The sequence below is a fragment of the Brachybacterium phenoliresistens genome, assembly GCF_000576425.1.
Lineage (GTDB): Bacteria > Actinomycetota > Actinomycetes > Actinomycetales > Dermabacteraceae > Brachybacterium > Brachybacterium phenoliresistens.
In genome coordinates this window covers 1-21023 of sequence record NZ_KK069991.1, presented here as the reverse complement: position 1 = coordinate 21023, position 21023 = coordinate 1, and the positions used below count along the sequence as shown (strand labels likewise).

Below are 21023 nucleotides of genomic sequence, written 5' to 3'. Positions count from 1 at the left end.
GTCTGCGCCGCGCAGGGCCGGCGCCACCACCCCTCCCCCGGTGCCGCCGGGGACGGCGGTAGGGTCGGGACGTGGAGATCATCGTCCTCGTCGTCGCCCTGCTGGCCGTGACGGCGGTCTGCGTGGCCATCGGCGAGCGCTGGAAGCTGCCCTACCCCATCCTCATGCTGGTGGCGACGGCCGCGATCGCCTGGCTGCCGTGGGTGCCGGACTACCTCATCGACGCCGAGCTGATCCTCCCGCTGTTCCTGCCGCCGCTGCTGTTCCAGGCTGCGCGCACCTCGAGCTGGTCGGTGTTCCGCACCCGCTGGCGCACCCTGCTGATGCTGGCGGTGGGCCTGACGGCGGTGACCGCCGCCGCGGTCGCCGGCACCGTGCTGTGGCTGGTCCCCGGCATCGCGCTGCCGCTGGCGATCATGCTCGGCGCCATGGTCGCCCCTCCGGATCCCGTCGCCGTCGAGGCCGTCGCCGGCCCCGCGCGGATGCCGCGGCGCCTGCTCACGGTCCTGCAGACGGAGGGCCTGTTCAACGACGCCGTCGCGATCGTGCTGTTCCAGGCGGCGCTCGGGGCGGTGCTCGCGGGGCAGGACTCCCTCGGCCCCGGGATCCTGCTGGACTTCGTGATCGGCGCGGCGCTCGCGGTCGCGATCGGGTTCCTGGTGGGCTTCCTGTACCGGGTGGCCGATCGTGCCGTGACCTCGGTGGGCGCCCGCACGGCCGTCAGCGTCGTCGCGCCCTTCGCGGCGTACATCCTCGCGGAGGAGGTGCATGCCTCCGGCGTCATCGCCGTGGTCGTCACCGCGCTGGAGACCAACCGCCGCGCCCGCGCCTCCGACGGGGAGGCCCGCGTGACCCGCGCGGCCTTCTGGGACGTCGTGAACCTGATGCTCACGGGCCTGGCCTTCGGGCTGATGGGCATCGAGCTGCGCGCCGTGGTGCTGGCCGAGGGTACCGACATCCTCGGCTACGCGATGCCGGCCGTGGTCGTCTGCGCGGTGGTGATCGCCGTGCGCTTCCTGGGGATGCTGGCGCTGGCCGCCGCCACCCGCCGCACCGACCCGCTGCCGCGGGACTGGCGGGAGTCCTTCGTGCTGACCTGGTGCGGGATGCGAGGCCTGGCGACCCTCGCGCTCGCGCTGTCCGTGCCGACCTTCGCCACCGACGGCAGCCTCATCGCCGATCGCGGCCTGGTGATCGTGCTGGCCTGCGCCGTGCTGCTGGCGACCCTGGTGCCGACGGGCCTCACCGTCGGGCCCGTGCTGCGCCTGCTGGGCCTGCAGGACGACGGCTCCGTCGCCGCCGCGGAGATCCGCGAGCTCACCGGCCGCGCCCGCACCGCCGCGCTGGGGGCGATCCGGGAGCGCTTCGGGGAGTCCGAGGAGCTCTCCGGCGAGCAGATGCGCATGCTCACTAAGCGCTTCGAGGGCATGCGCCGCGAGATCGACACCCAGACCCAGGCGATCCGCGCGGTCCGGCCCGACGGGGAGCCCCTCGACCCCGAGGCGGCGCAGAAGGCCGCGGAGCAGGCGGCGCAGCAGGCCGCGGTGCGGAAGAAGGTCGCCAAGGGCCGCGAGCTCATGGCCGTCGCCCAGACCGTGGGCCTGGACGCGGCGCGCACCGAGATCCTCGCCGCCCGCTCCGAGCCGGGCGTGGACCCGGAGGCGGCCGATCACGTGCTGCGGCAGCTGGACCTGCAGATCATGGCCGCCCCGCCGCGCTCCCGCTCCAAGAAGCACTGACCGCCCCCCGCCCCGCCGGCCCCACCCGCCGCCGGGCCCCACCGGCCCGCCGCCCCACCCCTGTCGCCGCCGTCGCCCCACCCCTGTCGCCGCGAGTGCCGGATGGCGAGCCATCGAAGGCCCTGATTCGGCTCGTAGACCGGCACTCGCCGGCTCGCGGCGGGGGCGTGCGTCCCCGCACCGGGCACGCGGCGGGGGCGTGCGTCCCCGCATCGGTCACGCGGCGGGAGCGTGCGTTCTTCGGGATGCTGGCCGCAGCGGTTGCGCCCGTCCGCCCTCGCCACTACGGTTACCGAGTAACCGTTTCGAAGTAACCCCTTCCGGGAGGCGCGATGTCCGTCAAGCACGCTCTGCTTGCCCTGCTCAGCATGGGCCCCGCGACGACCTACCAGCTGCGCAGATCCTTCGACGAGTCCACCGGGCAGATCTGGCCTCTGAACATCGGCCAGGCCTCCGCGACACTCTCGCGCCTCGAGCGCGACGGCCAGGTCGCCCGTGAGCCCTCAGAGGACGACGACGGCACCCAGGGCAGCTGGTCCCTGACGGACCGCGGCAAGGAGGAACTGGGGCGATGGTGGGCCAACGCAGTCACCCGACCGCAGCCCGAGCGCCACGAGCTCGCCCTGAAGCTCGCCCTGGCAGTGGTGGTGCCCGGCGTCGATGTGCAGGCCCTCATCGACGCGCAGCGCATCGCTGCCATGACCGCGCTCCACGATGCGACCCGCGCCCGCCGCGGCGTCGCGCCGGAGGATCTTCCCAGCATGCTGGTTCTGGACCATCACCTCGCCACGCTGGAGGCGGAGCTGAGCTGGCTCGAGGGGATCGAGGCCACCCTGGCGCGGCACCGGTCCCGTCCGACATCGGCCGCCTCAGATACCGAGGCCTCGCCCACGGCGCGGCGCCGCACCCCGAGCGAGGCCCGATGAACGCGGCGCTGGAGATGCGCGCGGTGCGCCGCGTGCACGGGAGCGGCCCGGGTGCCGTGACGGCGCTGGACGGGATCGACCTCTGTGTCGAGCGCGGAGAGTTCGTCGCCGTGATGGGACCCTCCGGCTCCGGCAAGTCCACGCTCCTGCAGATCGCCGGCGGGCTCTCCTCCCCGACGGCCGGGGACGTCCTCGTCGAGGGACGATCTCTGCCGAGCGCGACCGCAGCGCAGCGGGCGGCGATCCGCCGGTCCAGCGTCGGCTACGTGTTCCAGGACCTCAGCGTGCTGCCATCATTGACCGCGCTGGAGAACGTCATGCTGCCGCTCGAGCTGGACGGGCTGCCCTTCCGGTCGGCGCGGGAAACGGCGCTCGAAGCTCTCGAGGCGGTCGGGATCGGCGATCTGGCGGACCGCTTCCCCGAGGCGATGTCCGGCGGGCAGGCGCAGCGGGTCGCGATCGCCCGCGGCGTGGTCGGTCCGCGCCGCCTGCTGCTGGCCGACGAGCCCACCGGGGCGCTCGACTCACGGACCGGACTGGAGGTCATCGAGCTCCTCCGAGCTCGCGCCGATGCGGGGGCGGCGGTCGTCCTGGTCACCCATGAGCCGCGGTTCGCCGCCTGGGCCGACCGCACCGTGCAGCTACGCGACGGCCGGATCATCGGCCAGGCGTCCCCGACGGACCCCGGGCTGCTGCTCGCCGAGCCGGGCGGAGCGTGGCCGCGATGAGTCGTCGCGGCGGCGCCCTGCGCGCGATCGCGCGCCTCGCCCAGCGCGACGCACGGCGACACCGCGGCCGGACGCTCATCGCCCTGCTGCTGATCGCTGGCCCCATCGCAGCCGCCGTGCTCGCGATCTCCACCACCTCTCTCGCCGCGACCAGCCGTGAGGACGCTCTGGCCGCACTCCCCGAGGGCGCATCGGCCACGATCACCGCCACCGCTGTCGTCGACGCCGGTCAGCCCCTGCCCCAGACCCCGGAGGGCAGCACCGGTCCGTACCAGTCCGATCCGGACACCGTGCCGGCCATGGACGCCCAGCTTCGCGAGGTCCTCGGAGACGACGCCGACCTGCGCGAGTGGTGGCGCTCCCCCACGCTCATCGCGACCACGGACCTGGACCTCGCCCCGGGCGAGCAGTCCTCCGTCAGCGCGACCACCGCGGTCGACGGCCTGGATGCGTGGTCGATGTCTGCGATCGTCCTGCAGGAGGCGGACCCGCAGACCCTCGAGATGCTCCTGCCGCGCCTGGCGGAGGGGACGGCGCCACGCTCCAGCGACGAGATCGTGCTCACGACATCGGCCGCGCAGCGCCTGGATGTCGGGATCGGCGACACCGTCCAGCTCATAGCCCCGCCGTCGACGGGCTGGATGGGCGCGGACGGTCTGATCTCCACGATCGTGGAGGACTCCCTGCGCGGCTACCGGGTCGTCGGCATCGCGGCGCCCGACGAGGCCCGGAACGCGTTCGGGGCTGATTCCGGTGCGACCCCGTTCGCCCCGGAGACCGACGAGCATGCCTGGGCCGGCGCCGAATGGCTCCCGCAGTTCACCGACTCCGCTCCCGGTGGCGTGACCCGTCACCTCATCCTCGCCGGCGAGGAGCCCGTGACCTGGGACCAGGTGCGCGCGCTGAACGAACAGCAGGTCCTGGTCACCTCCCGGTACGTGCTCGAGAACCCCCCGCCGAACTCCGAGCTGTACCCCGTGGCCGTGGACCCGGAGACTGCTGCCCTGCAGGCGGGGATGGCGGCGGCCGCGGGAATCGGATGCGCGGTGCTTCTGATCCTCCTGGTCACGCCCGCATTCCTGGTCGGGGCAGAGCGCCAGCGCCGCATCCTTGGTCTGGCCATCGCCGCCGGCGCGGATCCCGGCATGATGCGCACGATGCTGCTCATCCAGGGCGCCGGTCTGGGACTGCTCGGATCGACCCTGGGCGTGCTCGGCGGCATCGTCCTCGTCCGCATGCTTCCTGCGGTGCTGCCGGGCGAGGCGGGCGCCTTCTTCGCGGCCCGGCTGGGCTCCTCGCCCCTCTGGACGCTCGTCCTTCTCGTGGTTCTGGGCACGGCGCTGGGGACGTTCGCGACGCTGCCGGCGGCGCTGCGTGCCTCCCTCGTCGACCCGGTGGAGGCGATGACGCGCCATCGGCCCCCGACCTCCTCCAGCGGCGCGGTGCGGACGTGGCTCCTCGCACTGCCGCTGTTGTTCATCGGCGGAGCCGGCGCCGCCGGCGCGGTGCTGGGCGGCGGACAGCTAGGGGCGCTGCTGGTCGCCGTATCGACGCTCGCCGCGCTGGCGGCCGCGCTCGTGCTGGTCCCGGCCCTGGTAGAGCTCGTCGCCCTGCTCGCCGCCCGAGCCCCGCTCGCCCTGCGCCTGCCTGCTCGCGAGATCCATCGGGATCGGAGCCGCACCACGCCGGCGATCTGCGCCGTGCTCATCGCCTCGGCGCTGCTGAGCATCTTCAGCGTGGTGATGGGATCCCTGCGCGCCGACCAGCTGGACACGCGCACGGCGGTGGTCGCAGAAGGCCATGCGGTGCTGGGCATCCGGACTCCGCTGAACGACGCGCTCGACGCGGCGATCCTCGAATCCGTGGCGGATCACCTCGAGGAGAAAGGGCTCATCCTCGACAGCCATCCGGTCTTCTCGCACACCTTCGAGACGCGCGTGATGCCGGTGCCGATGCCGGCGCCCGGCGCGGAATGCCCGGGGACGATGGGAGTCTCCCCCGCCTCAGCGGTGCACCCCGGCCGCGAGGTCGAGTGCGTCGATGAGCTGAGCGCGTGGAACCCCGGCCTGCGATTCCCGAGCCCGATCAGCGACCAGATCCTCGTCATGGAGCCGGAGGCCCTGCGGGCATCCGGACACCCCGGGGCGGAGCAGGCCGCCCAGGTGCTGTCCGAGGGCGGAGTCGTCGTCAACGACGTCACGCGCCTGGACACGCGCTCCACCGGCGTCCCGGACCGCGGGACGGTGACCATCCAGATGCAGCGCTGGGACACCGACGGCCCCGGCGTCGAGGTCGTCGAGACGGTGGATCGCCCCGGGATCTTCCTGCACGGGGCGGAGGGATCACTGGTCATGTCCCCGGGAACGGCTCGCGAGCTCAGTATCCCGCTGCGCTACATCGGGGAGGTCCTCGTCGTGCCCGATCCCCTCGATGCGGAGAAGGCGGCTCATCTCGAGGACGCGGCCGCCGAGGTGACGACCCTGTCGTGGCCCGATGCCGCGCCGCGGGGCGAGCTGCTCTGGATGGGAAGGATGCAGATGGCCGCACTCCTGGCCCTGGTCCTCCTCGCCGTACTGGGCTCCGGAGCCTCTGTCGTGCTGGGACGAGGCGAGGCGCAGGAAGACCTGACGATCCTGCGGGCCGTCGGTGCCGCTCCCCGCCGGCTCGCGCTGCACGGCGTCACACAAGCAGGGCTCGTCCTGCTCCTCGGGATGGTCCCCGGGGTACTGGCCGGCGGCGGCATCGGGGTGCTCCTGGTGCTGCGTAACCGCGCGGCGCAGCTGGGCGGAGGCTGGCTGGAGATCGCCCCGCTCTGGCCGGCGCTCTGCCTCGGGATCACGGCGATGGCCGCCAGCGTCCTCGCCGCGGCCCTCATCACCGGGCGCCCACCGCGGGAGCTGCGCGGCTGACCGTCCACGGTACCGCCGGCCCTCAGCCCTCCAGGGACAGCACCGGCACCTCGAGCGGGCAGAACCCGAACACCTGCCCGTAGAACGACAGGCTCGCCTCGGTGGCGCGGATGATCGTCGAGGCCTTGCGGAAGCCGTGCTGCTCGCCCTCGAACAGCAGGTACGCGTGCGGGATGCCCTTGGCGGCGAGCGCGTCGCGGAACATCTCCGACTGGCTGGGCGGGACGATCCGGTCCTCGTCACCCTGCAGCAGCAGCACCGGGCATTCGAGCTCGTCGACGTGGCTGAGCGGCGCCCGCTCGACGTACAGGTCCTTCCGCTCGGGGTACGGACCGACGAGTCCGTCAATGTACCGGGACTCGAAGTCGTGGGTGTCGTGGATGAAGGTCTCCAGCTCGGCGACGCCGAAGCTGGACACGCCGGCGCTGAAGGTGCTCGTGCGGGTGAGGCAGGCCAGCGTCGTCCAGCCGCCGGCGGAGCCGCCCTCGATGCCCAGCCGGGCCCCGTCGGCGATGCCCTCGTCCACCAGGTGCTCCATGACGGCGACGGTGTCGGCGACGTCGACCACGCCCCACTGGCCCTTGAGCCGGTCGCGGTAGGCGCGGCCGTAGCCGCTGGAGCCGCCGTAGTTGACCTCGACCACGCCGATGCCGCGGGAGGTGTAGTAGGCGATGGGCAGGCTGAGCACCGGCGGGACGTGGCTGGTGGGGCCGCCGTGGACGCGGGCGATGAACGGCGGCCTCGCACCCTCGGGGCCGCAGATGCCCTGGTGGCGGGGCCGGAACACGATCGCATGGACCACGCCGCCGTCCGGCAGCGGGACCGCGACGGGCTCCGGGGCGGGCAGGACCCCGGGGTCGGGGGCGTCCTCCCGCGAGGAGCGCAGCACCCGCAGGTCCGCCGCGGCGGCGTCCGCGTCGAGGGCTCCGGCGAGGATCGCGGGGAACGCCGTCGGGGACGCGCCCTCGAGGGTGAGCAGGCCGTCGGCGCGAACGCTCGCCCCGCGGATCGCGGTGAGGTCCAGCGGGATGGCGGCAAGCTCCCCGGTGGACACGCGCAGCACGCCCAGGCGGTCGTCGGCGTGGCCGTGCGTCACCAGCAGGCGGTCGGGGTCCAGGACGGAGTACCAGGTGGTGCCGAGCATCCACATCGGCCCGGCGAACTCCTCCTCGGCCTGCAGCACGGGGCGCGGGGCGCCGCCGTCCCACAGCCACGGGTTCCACCAGCCGGAGGCGTCGGAGAGGAGGACGAGGCGCCGCTCGTCGAGCCACTCGGGCTGCAGCACGGACTCCGCCTCGCCGCCGGCGATCACCTCGCCGGCCCCGGCGCTGCCGCCGACCAGCGGGGCGACGTGCAGCTCGGTCCCGTCCCACGGCATGCGCGGGTGGTCCCAGGTGATCCAGGCCAGGCGCGCGCCGTCGGGGCTCAGCCGGGCGTGGGCGACGAAGCGGGACGGCGGGGTGATGCGGCGGATCGCCGCCGGGTCCTCGGCGGCCGAGCCGTCCAGCGGCACCGCGGCGATGTACCGCTGGATCTGCTCGCCGGTGTGGTCCTCGCACACCCACCACACCTCGGTGGGGCCGCCGGGCGGGGTGACGACCTGCGGGTCCGCCCAGCGCAGGGAGGGCCCGCCGGCGGAGGGCACCTCGGGGCCCAGGGGGCTGAGCGGCCGCGGCCGCTCCCCCTCGCGGAAGGCGTGCACGCGCTGCTCGGCGAAGTCGACGAAGACGATCAGCGGCCCGCCCTGCTCCTGCGGCACGGCCGTCCAGCTCGCCCCGCCGTACTCGTGCACGCGGGAGCGGGCATTGAACGGCGCGGGCAGCACCGTCACCGGTGTCGCGTCGCCCGCGCCGTCGGGGCCGATGGGCCCGGCCGTGCGGACGATGGCCTGCCGGCCGCCCTCCGTCGCGATGCCCTCGGTCCACCACACCTGGTCGCCGACCGCGCAGGGTCCGCCGAGCCGTGTGCCGCCGGTCGCGAGCATCTCGGCGGAGATGGGAGAGGGCCAGGATCCGTAGGGGAGCTTCGTCGCCATGGGGCCAGGGTACGCATACGCTCTCGCAACATCCCTGCACGCAGGATCTCCCCATGCACCGCACCTCGCCCCGCCGCCCCGACCGCGCACCCCTCGTCCTCGCCGCCGCGCTCGGCGCGACCTGGGGGACCGTCTGCATCACGGCGCTCCGGCTCGACGCCCGCGCCGTCGTCACGGTCACCGACGCCTGGTGGTCCTGGGCGGCGGTCCTGGGCGTCCTGGCCCTGCTCTCCCGGAGCCTGCGCGGGAACCTCGCGGCGGTGCTCGCCGGCGGGGGCGCCGCCCTCGGCAGCTACTACCTGCTCAAGGCTGCCTGGTCCGTCGGCTACCCCTCGAGGAGCCACGGCTTCTGGGACCACCTCGCCTCGGCCGCCTGGGGGCAGTGGATGCTTCCGGTGCTGGTCGCGGCGCTCCCCGCCGCGGCGCTCGGGACGCTGATCCGCCGCCTCGCGGCGCCGCCCGCCGGCGTGCCTCTCCGTCCTGCGCAGGAAGCGGAGCGTGCGCTCCGCGTCGATGTGTCTCGATCGTGACCGCCGCGCCGCCTTCTCGTGACCTGGTCAGGCCAGCAGCGCGGCGAGGCGTCGGTCGGAGTCGGCGAGCGCGGCGCGGTCGAAGGTCGCGCCGGAGGCGAGCAGCTCATCGGCCCCGGACGTCTCCATCAGGCGGCCGATGCGGGCGGCGACCGTCCGCTCGCTGCCCGCCCAGGTGCCCTCGAGCGTCTCCTCGAGGCGCTGGGCCTCGCGGGCGTTCCGCGGCTGGTCGCGGATCGCGGCGACGCTCTCCAGCGGCGGGAAGGCGCCGTCGCGGCGGGAGCGGACCATGGCCCAGGCCTCGGGCAGGGCCAGCTCCCGGGCCTCGGCGTCGGTGTCCGCGACGAGGACATCGGCCGAGAGCATCACGTGCGGGACGCTGCCGCGGTGGGGGCGGAAGGCACGGCGGTACGCCCCGAGGCGCTCGGGCAGCTCCGCGGAGCGCAGCACGGGGCCGCCGAGCACCACGGGCAGTCCCAGCCGCGCGGCGATGTCGAGGCCGGAGCCGGTGGCCAGCAGGTGCATCGGCGGCGGCCGATCGGCGGCGGGCCGGGCGGTCACCTCCGCCTCCTCCTCGAGGTGCGCGCGGACCGCGGCGACATCGCGGGCGAAATCCTCGGCGGTGACCTCCTCGCGGCCCAGCGCCCGCCGCACCGGCGCGGTGAAGCCGAGCGAGCGCCCGAGGCCGACGTCGATGCGCCCCGGGGACAGGGACTCGAGCATGAGGAACTGCTCGGCCACGATCAGCGGCCGATGGTTGGGCAGCATCACCCCGCCCGAGCCCAGCCGGATCCGGCGGGTACGGGCACCGATCGCGGCGAGCAGCACGGCGGGGGCGCCGCTGGCGATCCCGGGCACGGCGTGGTGCTCGGCGGCCCAGAAGCGGTGGTAGCCGGCGGCCTCGGCCGCCTCGGCGCGCGCGACCGAGTGGGGCAGGGCCGCGGATTCGGGCAGCCCGGTGCGCGTGCGCGAGCGGTCCAGGAGGGAGAGCCTCATGCGCGGGGCAACGCCGCGGGCCGTCCGGGACTTCCCCGGGCCGGGCCGGCTCACACGGCGAGGGTTCCCGCGATCCGGGTCACCGCGTGCCCGCCGATCCACACGACGGACTCGCCGTCGTCCGCCTCGACCTGGACGTGCACGAGGCCGGAGCGCCCCAGCCGCGCCCCCTGCGAGGCGATCCAGGAGCCGGCCAGCTCTCCGCGCCCGAGCAGCCACTGCGCGACGCCGGCGTTGAGGCTGCCGGTGACCGGGTCCTCGCAGGCGGAGGCGCCGGAGGAGGGGACCGCCCCGAGCAGGGCGCGGACCTCGTAGGCGGCGCCCCGGGGGTGCGGGGCATCGGCCGCGTACCGGCCGATGACCCCGATCTTGATCTCGGGCTCGAGCTGCGGCTCGAGGTCGAGCACGGCCTGGGCCGATGCCAGCTCGACGACCTGCCAGCCGGGGCCGTTGTCCGCCCACGCGTGGCCGACGATCTCCTCGCGCGCGATGCCGAGCGCCGCCGCGATCCGCGAGACCTCGGCCGTCTCGAGGGGCCCGCTGCGCTGCAGCGGCGGCGCCGCGAAGGCGAGCCGCTCGCCGTCCCGGCGCACCGAGACCAGGCCCGCCGCGCATTCCTGGACGATCTTCTCCCCCATCGGCCGCCCGCCGGCCTCGAGCCAGGCGCGGGCGCTGCCGAGGGTGGGATGCCCGGCGAAGGGCAGCTCCCCGGACGTCGTCATGATGCGCACCCGGTAGTCGGCGCCGGGCTGCGTGGGCGGCAGCAGGAACGTGGTCTCCGAGAGGTTCGTCCAGGCGGCGATGCGGAGCATCTGCTCGTCGGACAGCCCCTCGGCGTCGACGATCACGGCCAGGGGGTTCCCGCCGAAGGGCTGGTCGCTGAACACGTCGAGCTGGGCGAAGCGGCGCTGTGACATGGGCCGATCCTTGCACAGCGCCGTCGCAGCCCCGCCCCGACGTCCCCCGCCATGACCGGACGATGGATACTGGCGCCCACGCCTGGCAGAGGAAAGCACGCCTGGCAGAGGAAAGGGGGCGCTGTGCGGAAGCTTCTCGGACATCTCGGGACAGCGGCGGTCTGGATCGTGCTCGGTCCTCTCGTGCTGGCCGCGATCCTCGTCGCCGTCCCGTTCCTCGCGATGGAGCGCGCCATCGGCCTCGTGCTGTCGCGCATGCGGGGCGAGCCGCGCATCGCTCTTCCCCGGACCGGTGTCGTGCTCACGTCGTCGAGCAGCGGGCCCGCGGACCTCGGGGCGATCGCCGAGGCGGTCATCGGCCGATGCGCGAGGACGGTGGAGCGATCGATCCGGGCAGATGGCTCCGTCGAGCTGACGACGGCAGAGACCGCGGGCCGGCCCGTCATCGTCCGGTTCTCCGAGGAGACTCTTCTCGAGGACGACGCCGAGGTCGAGATCGGCCCGTGGTCGGTGCACTGCTCCGAGGGTGCGGACTACGGCGAGGGCGATGCGGCCGTCACCATGGCCGTGGCGTATCTCGATCACGGTCTCACGTGCCGCGTGGTCGGGCGCCGCACCGTCGGCATGCTGCGGCTCGCCGATCCGGGAGTGTGGTGGCGCCCCTCCCTGGACGCCGATTCGGCCTTCGCCCAGACCTGGTTCCCGGAGCTGCCGGGCAGGCCGGCGACCGCCGCGGAACGAGCGGAGTACCTCGCGCGCGCCTCAGCAGGGCCCGACAGCAGCGACACGACCTGATCGCGCGCCGGATCCGAGCTCGCTCCTCGGATCTCGGATCCAGCACATGCGCTCCTCGGCACGAGATGAGCGCATCAGGCGGAACGCACCGCCCCGGGGCCCGGAGCCGACGCTCGGATCCGCCCCGGCGCCCGGCCCGGACACGCGGGGCCGAGCGCTCGCCCCGGGGTCAGCGACCGGCGGCGTCGAGGGCCTCGGTCTCGGCGGTGATGGCCTTGGGGCCGTAGTCCTCCGGCTCGGACTCCGGGATGTCGGTGCCGTGCAGGGAGGCGCCCGCCGTCTCCTTGAGGAAGACCAGGGCGATCATGCCGATCACGCAGCCGATCATCACGTACACCGCCGGGAACTCGAGGAATCCGGTCGCGCTGACCACGCGTTCGTTCAGAGGCGCGGCGGTGCCGCCGAAGATCGAGGTGAACACGTTGTAGGTGACCGCGAAGCCGGCAAAGCGGACGTGGGCGGGGAACATGGCCGGGAAGGTCGCGGAGATCGTGGACAGCTGCGGGATGTACAGCAGCCCCAGCACGGCGAAGCCGAGGATCGCGAAGCCGAAGCCCTGCCCCATGAGCATGTACATCGGCACGGCCATGACGAACAGGCCGACCATCGAGAACCACCACAGCTTCTTGCGGCCCACGCGGTCCGACAGCGCCCCGCAGAACGGGATCAGCGCCATCATCGCCACCTCGCCGATGAGGATCACCGCCAGGGACTGGTTCGCCCCGAGGTCGATCTTCGTCTCGAGATAGCCGGGCATGTAGGTCAGCAGCGTGTAGTTGGCGATGTTCAGCGGGATGACCAGGCCCGCCATCACCAAGATCGGCTTCCAGTAGCGGGCGATCAGGTCGCGCAGCCCGCCCGCGGCGGACTCCTCGACCTCGCCGGCGCCCTCGAGGTCCTGGAACACCGGCGTCTCCTCGAGGCGCGAGCGCAGGTACAGGCCGATCAGGCCCAGCGGCGCCGCGATGAAGAACGGGACCCTCCAGCCCCACGCCGCCATGGCCTCGGTGCCGATGACCAGCTGGAGCAGGAGCACCACGACGGTGCCCAGGGCGAAGCCGCCCAGGGTCCCGAACTCGAGGAAGCTGCCGTACAGCCCGCGGCGCTTGTCCGGGGCGTACTCGGCCATGAAGGTCGCCGCGCCGCCGTACTCGCCGCCGGTCGAGAAGCCCTGGATGACGCGCAGCAGCGCCAGCAGCACCGGCGCCAGCAGCCCCACCTGCTCATAGGTGGGCAGCACGCCGATGAGGAAGGTCGCCGCCGACATGAGGATGATCGTGAGCGCGAGGACATGCTTGCGCCCCAGCTTGTCGCCGAGCGGCCCCCAGACGAAGCCGCCGAACGGCCGCGCCAGGAAGGAGATCGCGAGGAACGCATAGGTCCAGAACAGCCCCTGCTCCCCGGGCGGGAAGAAGTGCTGGGAGATGTAGACGGCCACGACGGCGTAGGCGCCGTAGTCGTACCACTCGGTGGCGTTGCCCATCGCGGAGGCCGCGACGGCCTGGCGGATCGTACGCCGCGGAGGGAGGTCCTCGAAGGCGGTGCCCTCCCCCGGGGTGCTGGCAGATGATGACACGGGATACCCGTCCTCTCGGTCTGCGGCCCGGCGCCGGCATGCGCGCGGGCCCTCTCCACGCTAGGCAGGCGCGCGGCCCATCGCCAGGCGATGCGCTCGGGCTCCCGACCATCGGGCCAGGTCATCGGCCGATAGGGAGATTGCGTGACCGGTCGGTCGGCCCGACGCGCCCCGTCCCGGCTCGCGGGCTCCCGGCTCCCGTCCGGGTGCATCATGAGACACTGGCGGCGGAGAGCCGGGAAGTCTGGTCGGCACGGGAACGTTCCCGTCCGCACCTCGACGCGCCCCGCGAAGGACCTCCATGCGCCTCCTGTCCATCATCCGCACCGTCGGCGTACGCCGCTCCACCCGGTCCCCCACCGCAGCGGGGTCTCCCCCGTGGTCCGGTCGGCGTCGGCGCCGACCCGAAGGTGCCGTACGCGATGTCGTTCCCCGCCTGGACCCTGGTCCCCTTCGTGGCGATGCTGCTGGGCATCGCGATCTTCCCGCTGGTGCCGGCGCTGGCCCATCACTGGGAGCGGCCCCGCAACCAGCTGATCTACGCGCTCGTGCTCGCGGTGCCGGTGGCGATCGGCCTGCTGGTGGTCGCGCATCCGGAGCTGCTGGCGCACGCCCTGATCGAGTACGCCCAGTTCATCGTGCTGCTGCTGTCGCTGTTCGTGGTCTCCGGCGGGATCGTCCTGCGCGGCGACCTGGCCGCGACGCCCCGGGTGAACACGATCTTCCTCGCCGTCGGCGGGGTGCTGGCGAGCTTCATCGGGACCACCGGCGCGGCGATGCTGCTGATCCGGCCGCTGCTGAACACCAACTCCGAGCGCCGCTACCGTGCGCACACGGTGGTGTTCACGATCTTCGTGGTCGCCAACTGCGGCGGGCTGCTGACGCCGCTGGGCGACCCTCCGCTGTTCCTGGGCATGCTGCGCGGGGTCCCGTTCACGTGGACGTTCTCGCTGTTCCCGCAGTGGCTGTTCGTCCTGGCGCTCCTGCTGGCGACGTACTGGGCGCTGGATCGCCGCATGTATGCGCGGGAGAAGCCCGAGGCGATCGCCCTGGACATGACGCGCCAGACGCCGCTCAGCATCGGCGGGGCGGGCAACCTCGTCTTCTTCGCCGTGATCATCCTGGCCGTCGCCCTGGTGCCCTCGCTGGACATCGACGCCGTCGCCCACGGCCATCTGGAGCACCTGAACTGGGTGCCGTGGCGGGAGCTCGTGATGCTCGCCGCGGCCGGGGCGTCCTTCGCCCTGGGCTCCAAGACGGTCCGCTTCACGGAGAACGAGTTCACCTTCGCGCCGATCGCCGAGGTCGCGGCCCTGTTCATCGGCATCTTCGTGACGATGGTGCCGGCCCTGCAGGTGCTGCGCGCGCTGGCGCCCTCGCTGCCGCTGAACGAGATCACGCTGTTCTTCCTCACCGGCGGGCTCTCCGCGGTGCTGGACAACGCCCCGACGTATGCGACGTTCTTCGAGATGTCCACGCAGGTGGCCGGCGAGCCGCGGGTCGCCGACGTCCCGGAGGCCCTGCTGGTGTCGATCTCGCTGGGCGCCGTGCTCTGCGGGGCCATGACCTACATCGGCAACGGCCCGAACTTCATGGTGAAGTCCGTTGCGGAGAACGGCGGCGTCTCCATGCCGACGTTCTTCGGCTACGTCCGCGAGGCCTTCGTCTACCTGGCGCCGGTGCTGCTGGCCATGCTGCTGCTGTTCATCGCGCAGCCGTGGTGGGCGAAGGCGCTGGGTGCGCTGACCGTCCTGCTGATCCTCGCCCGGGCCGCCCGGCAGGCCACCTCCCGTCCCCCGCAGCTGGTCGCCCGCGGGGCGGGCCGCCCCCGCACCCCCTGAGCCGCGCCGCTCGGCGGCGCCGCCCCCTGTCACGATCGTCCCGAGCCCCCCGACTCCAGGAGGAGCGCCCATGAGCACTGCACGACCCAAGAACGAGCAGGACGCCGTCCTCTCCCGCGGGACCTACCGCGAGCTCAGCCGCATCGAACGCATCCTCACGGCGGAGACGACCGGCGGCCTGATCCTCGTCATCGCCGCGGGCCTGGCCCTGCTGCTGGCGAACTCCGGCGCCTCTGAGGCGTATGCCTCCTTCCGCGACGCCCACATCGGCTTCCACATCGGCCCGTTGAACCTGGACCTGTCCATCGGGCACTGGGCGGCCGACGGCCTGCTGGCGATCTTCTTCTTCCTCGCCGGGCTGGAGCTGAAGCAGGAGTTCGTCCACGGCGATCTGCGCGATCCCGGCCGGGCCCTGGTGCCGGTGGCCGCCGCCGCGGGCGGCGTGGCCGTGCCGGCGCTGGTGTTCGTCGCGATCACCCTGCGCGGCCCCGAGGGCGCGCTCAGCGGCTGGGCCATCCCCGCCGCGACCGACATCGCCTTCGCCCTGGCGGTCCTCGCCCTGGTGGGCACGCACCTGCCCTCGGCGCTGCGGACCTTCCTGCTGACCCTCGCGATCGTCGACGACCTGCTGGCGATCCTCATCATCGCGATCTTCTACACCAGCGACCTCCAGCCGGTGTACCTGCTGGTGGCCCTGGTGCCGATGGCGATCTTCGCCCTGCTGGCGCAGAAGGCGCAGTCCTGGTTCCACCGCTCGTTCACGGCGGCGTGGATCCTGCTGCTGCCGCTGGGCCTGATCACCTGGGCGCTGTTCCTGAACTCCGGCATCCACGCGACCATCGCCGGCGTGGCCCTCGCCTTCCTCGTCCCCGCCACCGCCCGGGAGAAGGACGGCGTGCGCTACTCCCTCGCGGAGACCTTCGAGCATCGTTTCCGGCCGCTGAGCTCCGGCTTCGCGGTGCCGGTGTTCGCCTTCCTCAGCGCCGGCGTCGCCGTGGGCGGGTTCTCGGGCCTGGTGGCCTCATGGGCCTCCCCCGTCGCGCTGGGCATCATGGCCGGCCTGGTGGGCGGCAAGATCCTCGGCATCGTCGGCACCACGTTCCTCATCACGCGGCTGCGCCGCGCGAACCTCGACCCCGCGATCCGCTGGGTGGACCTGGTGGGCATGGCCGCCGTGGCCGGCATCGGCTTCACGGTGTCGCTGCTGGTCGCGGAGCTGAGCTACGACTCCGGCGATCCGTTGCACGACATCGCCAAGGTCGGCGTGCTCACTGCCTCGCTGCTCGCGGCGATCGTCGGCGCGCTCATCCTCATCCCGCGCAACGCCCGCTACCGGCGCATCGCCGAGGAGGAGAAGGTGGACACCAATCTCGACGGCGTCCCGGACGTGTTCACCGACGACAGCTCCCGCTGACGGGCCCGCCCTCCGGGGACGGGGGCGTGCCCCTGCGGGGGCGCGCCCCTCTCACCAGGGGCGCACCGCCGGCTGCGCGTCGATGCGGTCGCGGACGAAGCCCCCGTCCCCGGAGACGAGGTTCGAGGCGAGCGGCAGCTGGTGGGAGGCGCTCTCGAGGATGTGCATGAGGTATCCGGCCGTGTTCGGCAGGGCGATCACGTCCCCGATCCCGACCCCGCGGGGGAACGTGAGCCGGCGCCGCAGGATCAGCTCCGCCTCGATGCAGTAGGCGCCCACCAGGAAGCCGGTCATCGGCGGGGAGGGCTCCGCGGAGCCGCGCACCAGGATCGGGTCGACCAGGAAGTCGTCCGAGGTCGAGCGGCACTGGGTCCGGTTCATCTCCAGGCCGACCAGCCCCACGCCGTCGCTGGTGGTGGTCCGCTGCACCACGGAGGCCAGGGTCATGCCGCAGCCGTCCAGGAGGGAGCGCCCGGGCTCGCAGCGCAGCTCCAGGGCCCGGTCGGCCAGCGCCGCGGCGACGCTCACCCCCGGGGCGATCTCCCCGGCGAGCACGGCGCGGAGCCAGGGACCGCGCACCGTCGACTGGTGGTAGGGGTAGAACTGCCGCAGCGGCTCGTCGCGCCAGGTCAGCGGGCCGCCGTCGGAGGCGGCGCCGTCCTCGCGGGCCGCGAGGAACGCCGCCCACTGCGCGGCGTCGTCCAGGTAGGACATGGGGATCCCGCCGCCGATGTCGAGGAACGCGGGCCGATGCCCGAGGGCCCGCAGGGCATCGAGCAGCTGGATCGCCTCGCCGATGGCGCGCACCCGCGCGGCGGCGTCGTAGCCGTGCAGGTGCAGGTGGACGCCGTCGATGCGCAGCGGGTCCGCCGCACCGGCGCGGTCCTGCCCGGCGCGATCCTGCTGGGCACGGGCCTGCGCCCAGTGCGTCCACGTCGCCGCCGATTCGCCGAACCGGGTGGGGGCGATCAGCTCGTCAGGGCTCGGCGCGAGGCGCAGCGCGACGGGGTGGGCGGCGCCGGCGCGCGCGGCGCCGGGGTCGGCGGCCAGGCGGTCCACCGCAGCGGCCTCGTCGAGATTGTCGAGGGCGAGGGTGACGCCGGAGTCCAGGGCCAGGCGCAGCAGCGGCTCCGGCTTCACGGCGGCGGTGACGATGATGTCCTCGGGGGCGATGCCGAGGTCGAGGGCCTGGGAGAGCTCGCGGTGGCTGCCGAGGTCGAGGCCGAGCCCCCGGGCGCGGGCCGCCTCCATGAGGCCGAGCGTCTTGTTGGCCTTCCGGGCCGCGAAGATCCGCAGCGGCGTGCCGGTCGCGGCGGCGGCCTCCTCCAGCTCGGCGGCATTGCGGGACAGGGCCGCGAAGTCGTGCAGGTTCACGGGGCTGCCGTGCCGCGCGAGGAGATCGGCGCACGCCGCAGGATCCGCGAGCAGCTCCTGCATCCACGGCTCGAGCCGGGCGTCCAGCGGCGGCAGGCCGCGGCAGCCCTCGCGCAGCATCGTGGGGGCGGGGTTCTCATGCATGCTCTCGTACCCTTCCTGCCAGGCGCAGGGCCCAGTGGTCGATCTCGTCGTGGAGGTGCCGGTTCAGGGTGTCATGGCCGATCACGTGGTCCTCGGTGGGCCGGCCGATGAGCACGAGACCCTCCACGCGCCGCCCCACGGCGTCGAGCGCGGTGCCGTCCTCGTCGACCACGGCCCCGCGCCGTCCGGGACGGATGTGCAGGTGCCCATCGGCCCGCAGCTGCTCCAGGAGCGGGTCGTGGAGCCGGCGCACGCCGGGCGGGGCCAGCACCGCGTCGACGACGACATCGGCGGCCGCGGCCCCGGCGGGGACCCCGGTGATGCGGCGCGGCCCGATCCGGGTGCCCGCCTCGAGCCAGGAGAGGTCCACGGCGCCGGAGTCGAGCATCGCCAGGAGCTTGCGGGCGGTGATCAGCGGCGGTCCGAAGGCGAAGCGCTCGAGCACCTGGGCGGCGTCGCGGAGCTCCCGCCACACGGGCTCGGGCGCGCCGCTGCCCCGCAGAGCCCGGGTGATCTGCGGGTACAGCCCGGACCAGGCCCGGCCCAGGGCCCAGGCGGGACCGGGCACGACGATGCCGGCGGCGACGTCGACCGCGCGGCGCAGGGCCCGCTCCGCACTGCCGGGCCCCTCGGCCAGGTCCGGTTCGCGGCCCGTGGCGAGCGTCCGCACGACGTCCTCGCGGGCCGATGCCGCGCCGCCGAGCAGCGCCGCGGCCGTGTCCTCGACGATGCCGATCACCTGCGGGATGGAGGCCGCGACGGCCCCGGGCCGCGCCTGCGCGAGACGCCGCCGCCCCTGGTCGATCGCTGCCCGGGCGTCGTGGGGCAGGACGGTCCCGGGGGCGGGCTTGGGGTGCAGCAGCAGGCCATGGCGTGCGGTGGGAAGGATGGTCGCGGGCTCGTCCGCGCCGCGGCGGTGCACGAGGGCGCCCGATCCGGGGTCGGCGACGAACCTCCCGCCGCGCTCCTCGGTGAGCACCAGCGCGGCGTCGAGGAAGGTGAGCGCGGCGCCGCGCACCGCGACGCGCGCGCCGGGCGGCACCGAGGCGGGATCCAGCATGGTCCCCACGGGGTGGACGGCGGGCACGAGGCGCTCCGGCCCCTCCCAGGCGGCGGCGAGGGCGCCGCGGTGCGTGCCGGCGTGGCCGGTGGCCAGCAGCAGCTCGTCGCAGGCCAGCTCCTCGGGATGCGCCGCGCCCGGGGCGAGGACCTGCACCCTCCAGCCCTCACCGTCCCGGCGGGCGCCGACGGCCGTGCCCTGCCGGTGCACGAGGGGGCCGATGCCGCGCCAGCGCTCGCGGCAGTGCTTCCATCGCTCCAGGAGGTAGTCCCCGACGACGGCGCGCGGCGGGTACGGATCCTCCGCGAGCTCGGGACGGTGCTCTCGCACCCACGCGGCGAAGGAGCCGGCGGCGCCGCTCGCGGGCGCATCGAGGATCGCCACGTCGACGTTGAGGCGGACGGCATCGGGCTGGTCCGTCGCATACCCCGCGCCGGGGCCCGGCCGTTCCTGCGGGTCGACGACGGTGACGTGCAGCGGCGGCCCCTGCTCGGGGTCCAGGCGGGAGGCCAGGGCCTCGAGCGCGAACAGCGCCTTGGGCCCGCCGCCGACGACCACGAGCCGGCGCGGCGCGGCGGCCGATGCGGGCTCAGCCACGGTCGGCGGTCCTCCGCAGCGCGGCGGTGCCGTGGTCGAGGTCGGCCGATGACGCCCCGAGCTCCGCGGCGACCCAGTCGTCGTCGTAGACGGTCTCGAGATAGGGCATGCCGCCGTCGTGGATCACGAGGACCACCCGGGTGCCGGGGTCGAGGCGGGGCACGAGCGTGCCCAGCGCGTGGACGATGCCGCCGGTGGAGGCGCCGGCGAGGATCCCCTCGGCGCGGGCCAGCAGACGCGCGCCGATCACGCACTCCACGGCCTCGACCCGGATCACCTCGTCCGGGCGGACGGTCTCGGAGATCGGCGTGACCACGCCCGCGCCCATGCCCGGCAGGGGGCGCCGTCCGGACGTCCCGCCGAACAGGACGCTGCCCACGGCGTCGACGGCGACGGTCCGCGTGCGCAGGCCCTGCTCGCGGATGTACTGGCTGCACCCGGCGAGGGTGCCGGTGGTGCTCACCGCCGCCATCAGCACGTCGAGGTCGCCGTCGAGGGCCTCGGCGATCTCGCGCATGGTGCCGTCGCGGTGCGCCCCGGGGTTGGCGGGGTTGCCGTACTGGTGCAGGTTCACGGCGCCGGGGATCTGCGCCAGCAGGTCCTGGACGCGGGCCAGCCGTGCGGTGAGGAAGTCGCCCGTGGCCTCGTCCGGTTCGGCGACCAGGGAGATCTCCCCGCCCAGCGCGCGGATCGCCGCGACGGTGGAGCGGTTGGTCCGCGCATCGACCACGCACACGAAGCGCAGCCGGTGGGCGGAGCAGACCCGTGCCAGCGCCAGGCCGAGGTTGCCGGAGCTGGACTCGACCACCGTCCCGCCCGGGGCGAGCACGCCGTCGGCGAGGGCGCGCCGCACCATGGCGAGGGCCGGCCGGTCCTTGGTGCTGCCGCCGGGGTTCAGCGTCTCGAGCTTGGCGAGGATCTCGACGTCGGAGCCGGGGAACAGCTTCTCGAGACGGATCAGCGGTGTGCCCCCCACGGCGGCAGAGACGTCCGGCAGGATCCTGTGGGCGTCGGTGCCGGTCTCACGCATCATGTGCATGGCGCCACGCTATAGCTCAGCGCCCGCCGTGGGCAGGTGCCCGCCGACCGAGCGGTCGGCGGGGCCGCCGGCGATCCCGGCGACGCCGCAGGTCAGCGGCATTCCCCCGGGTCGGGCGCGAGGCGTTCCCGCGGGAACGCCGGAGGCCGGCGCCCCGGGAACGATGCTCCCGGGACGCCGGCCTCCGATGCGGATCGGGCGGGGATCAGCGGCGCCCCTTGCCCTTGCCGGGCTTGCCGTGGGACCCCTTGAGGATCTGGATGACGGAGGGGCGGGGGCCCGTGCCGTCGTAGTCCGGGAAGTAGGAGCGCTGGGCGCCGAACTCGCCGTCCTCGCCCGGGTGCTGGACGGAGACGAAGGCGGTGCGGTCCTGGTCGCGGATGATCGGGCCGCAGGTCTCGGC

General features: G+C 74.0%; 16 protein-coding genes. 8 read left to right on the top strand and 8 right to left on the bottom strand.

The features are described 5' to 3' along the window. The first annotated feature begins 71 nt into the window (after positions 1 to 71). The 4 genes from BF93_RS06540 (at position 72) to BF93_RS06525 (ending at position 6302) form a co-directional block, all read left to right on the top strand. A complete protein-coding gene (locus BF93_RS06540) occupies positions 72 to 1739 on the top strand; it encodes a cation:proton antiporter (protein ID WP_038371513.1) in 1668 nt (555 codons plus the stop codon). 332 nt (positions 1740 to 2071) lie between these two features. Then, a complete protein-coding gene (locus BF93_RS06535) occupies positions 2072 to 2665 on the top strand; it encodes a helix-turn-helix transcriptional regulator (protein WP_038371512.1) in 594 nt (197 codons plus the stop codon). Beyond that, on the top strand, positions 2662 to 3393 hold the full coding sequence (locus BF93_RS06530; RefSeq protein WP_038371511.1) for an ABC transporter ATP-binding protein: 732 nt from the start codon (positions 2662 to 2664) through the stop codon (positions 3391 to 3393). The genes BF93_RS06535 and BF93_RS06530 overlap by 4 nt, the downstream gene beginning before the upstream one ends. Further along, positions 3390 to 6302 carry an FtsX-like permease family protein gene (locus tag BF93_RS06525; protein WP_156954067.1) on the top strand — a complete coding sequence of 971 codons (2913 nt, stop codon included), beginning with the start codon at positions 3390 to 3392 and terminating at the stop codon, positions 6300 to 6302. The genes BF93_RS06530 and BF93_RS06525 overlap by 4 nt, the downstream gene beginning before the upstream one ends. A gap of 22 nt (positions 6303 to 6324) precedes the next feature. Here the strand turns inward: BF93_RS06525 and BF93_RS06520 are convergent, their stop codons facing one another. Continuing rightward, positions 6325 to 8337, bottom strand: coding sequence for a prolyl oligopeptidase family serine peptidase (locus tag BF93_RS06520; RefSeq protein WP_038371509.1), 2013 nt, complete (start codon positions 8335 to 8337; stop codon positions 6325 to 6327). A gap of 53 nt (positions 8338 to 8390) precedes the next feature. Here BF93_RS06520 and BF93_RS06515 point away from each other — a divergent pair, with 53 nt between their 5' ends. Then, positions 8391 to 8867 carry a hypothetical protein gene (locus BF93_RS06515; protein WP_038371507.1) on the top strand — a complete coding sequence of 159 codons (477 nt, stop codon included), beginning with the start codon at positions 8391 to 8393 and terminating at the stop codon, positions 8865 to 8867. Between the two features lie 27 nt (positions 8868 to 8894). Here BF93_RS06515 and BF93_RS06510 read toward each other — a convergent pair whose 3' ends face one another. Continuing rightward, positions 8895 to 9863: an MsnO8 family LLM class oxidoreductase gene (locus tag BF93_RS06510; protein ID WP_038371506.1), complete on the bottom strand. Its 969-nt coding sequence runs from the start codon at positions 9861 to 9863 to the stop codon at positions 8895 to 8897. A 50-nt stretch (positions 9864 to 9913) separates the two neighbouring features. After that, positions 9914 to 10780, bottom strand: a complete 867-nt coding sequence (locus BF93_RS06505) for a PhzF family phenazine biosynthesis protein (protein WP_038371505.1) — start codon at positions 10778 to 10780, stop codon at positions 9914 to 9916. A gap of 168 nt (positions 10781 to 10948) precedes the next feature. On the opposite strand from BF93_RS06505, the gene BF93_RS06500 reads away from it, so the two are divergent. Beyond that, a complete protein-coding gene (locus tag BF93_RS06500) occupies positions 10949 to 11575 on the top strand; it encodes a hypothetical protein (protein ID WP_156954066.1) in 627 nt (208 codons plus the stop codon). A 169-nt stretch (positions 11576 to 11744) separates the two neighbouring features. Here the strand turns inward: BF93_RS06500 and BF93_RS06495 are convergent, their stop codons facing one another. Continuing rightward, positions 11745 to 13151, bottom strand: a complete 1407-nt coding sequence (locus BF93_RS06495; protein WP_038371503.1) for an MFS transporter — start codon at positions 13149 to 13151, stop codon at positions 11745 to 11747. Between the two features lie 422 nt (positions 13152 to 13573). Here BF93_RS06495 and BF93_RS06490 point away from each other — a divergent pair, with 422 nt between their 5' ends. Both BF93_RS06490 and nhaA read left to right on the top strand, forming a co-directional pair. Beyond that, on the top strand, positions 13574 to 14992 hold the full coding sequence (locus BF93_RS06490; RefSeq protein WP_038371502.1) for a sodium:proton antiporter: 1419 nt from the start codon (positions 13574 to 13576) through the stop codon (positions 14990 to 14992). Between the two features lie 70 nt (positions 14993 to 15062). Further along, positions 15063 to 16406, top strand: coding sequence for a Na+/H+ antiporter NhaA (nhaA, locus tag BF93_RS06485; RefSeq protein WP_038371501.1), 1344 nt, complete (start codon positions 15063 to 15065; stop codon positions 16404 to 16406). Between the two features lie 51 nt (positions 16407 to 16457). Here the strand turns inward: nhaA and BF93_RS06480 are convergent, their stop codons facing one another. The 4 genes from BF93_RS06480 to BF93_RS06465 form a co-directional block, all read right to left on the bottom strand. Continuing rightward, a complete protein-coding gene (locus BF93_RS06480) occupies positions 16458 to 17924 on the bottom strand; it encodes a type III PLP-dependent enzyme domain-containing protein (RefSeq protein WP_084148322.1) in 1467 nt (488 codons plus the stop codon). After that, positions 17917 to 19581 carry an FAD/NAD(P)-binding protein gene (locus BF93_RS06475; RefSeq protein WP_051486628.1) on the bottom strand — a complete coding sequence of 555 codons (1665 nt, stop codon included), beginning with the start codon at positions 19579 to 19581 and terminating at the stop codon, positions 17917 to 17919. Before BF93_RS06475 ends, BF93_RS06480 begins: the two co-directional genes overlap by 8 nt. Then, positions 19574 to 20620 carry a 2,3-diaminopropionate biosynthesis protein SbnA gene (gene sbnA / locus BF93_RS06470; protein ID WP_051486627.1) on the bottom strand — a complete coding sequence of 349 codons (1047 nt, stop codon included), beginning with the start codon at positions 20618 to 20620 and terminating at the stop codon, positions 19574 to 19576. The genes BF93_RS06475 and sbnA overlap by 8 nt, the downstream gene beginning before the upstream one ends. A 205-nt stretch (positions 20621 to 20825) precedes the next feature. After that, positions 20826 to 21023 (bottom strand): hypothetical protein (locus tag BF93_RS06465; RefSeq protein WP_038371500.1); only part of this gene is annotated, 198 nt, incomplete at its 5' end.

Coding starts and splice junctions, on each gene's coding strand:
- BF93_RS06535 (WP_038371512.1), top strand. CDS start 2,072: ATGTCCGTCAAGCACGCTCTGCTTGCCCTGCTCAGCATGGGCCCCGCG.
- BF93_RS06525 (WP_156954067.1), top strand. CDS start 3,390: ATGAGTCGTCGCGGCGGCGCCCTGCGCGCGATCGCGCGCCTCGCCCAG.
- nhaA (WP_038371501.1), top strand. CDS start 15,063: ATGAGCACTGCACGACCCAAGAACGAGCAGGACGCCGTCCTCTCCCGC.
- BF93_RS06520 (WP_038371509.1), bottom strand. CDS start 8,337: ATGGCGACGAAGCTCCCCTACGGATCCTGGCCCTCTCCCATCTCCGCC.
- BF93_RS06490 (WP_038371502.1), top strand. CDS start 13,574: ATGTCGTTCCCCGCCTGGACCCTGGTCCCCTTCGTGGCGATGCTGCTG.
- BF93_RS06515 (WP_038371507.1), top strand. CDS start 8,391: ATGCACCGCACCTCGCCCCGCCGCCCCGACCGCGCACCCCTCGTCCTC.
- sbnA (WP_051486627.1), bottom strand. CDS start 20,620: ATGCACATGATGCGTGAGACCGGCACCGACGCCCACAGGATCCTGCCG.
- BF93_RS06505 (WP_038371505.1), bottom strand. CDS start 10,780: ATGTCACAGCGCCGCTTCGCCCAGCTCGACGTGTTCAGCGACCAGCCC.
- BF93_RS06480 (WP_084148322.1), bottom strand. CDS start 17,924: ATGCATGAGAACCCCGCCCCCACGATGCTGCGCGAGGGCTGCCGCGGC.
- BF93_RS06510 (WP_038371506.1), bottom strand. CDS start 9,863: ATGAGGCTCTCCCTCCTGGACCGCTCGCGCACGCGCACCGGGCTGCCC.
- BF93_RS06530 (WP_038371511.1), top strand. CDS start 2,662: ATGAACGCGGCGCTGGAGATGCGCGCGGTGCGCCGCGTGCACGGGAGC.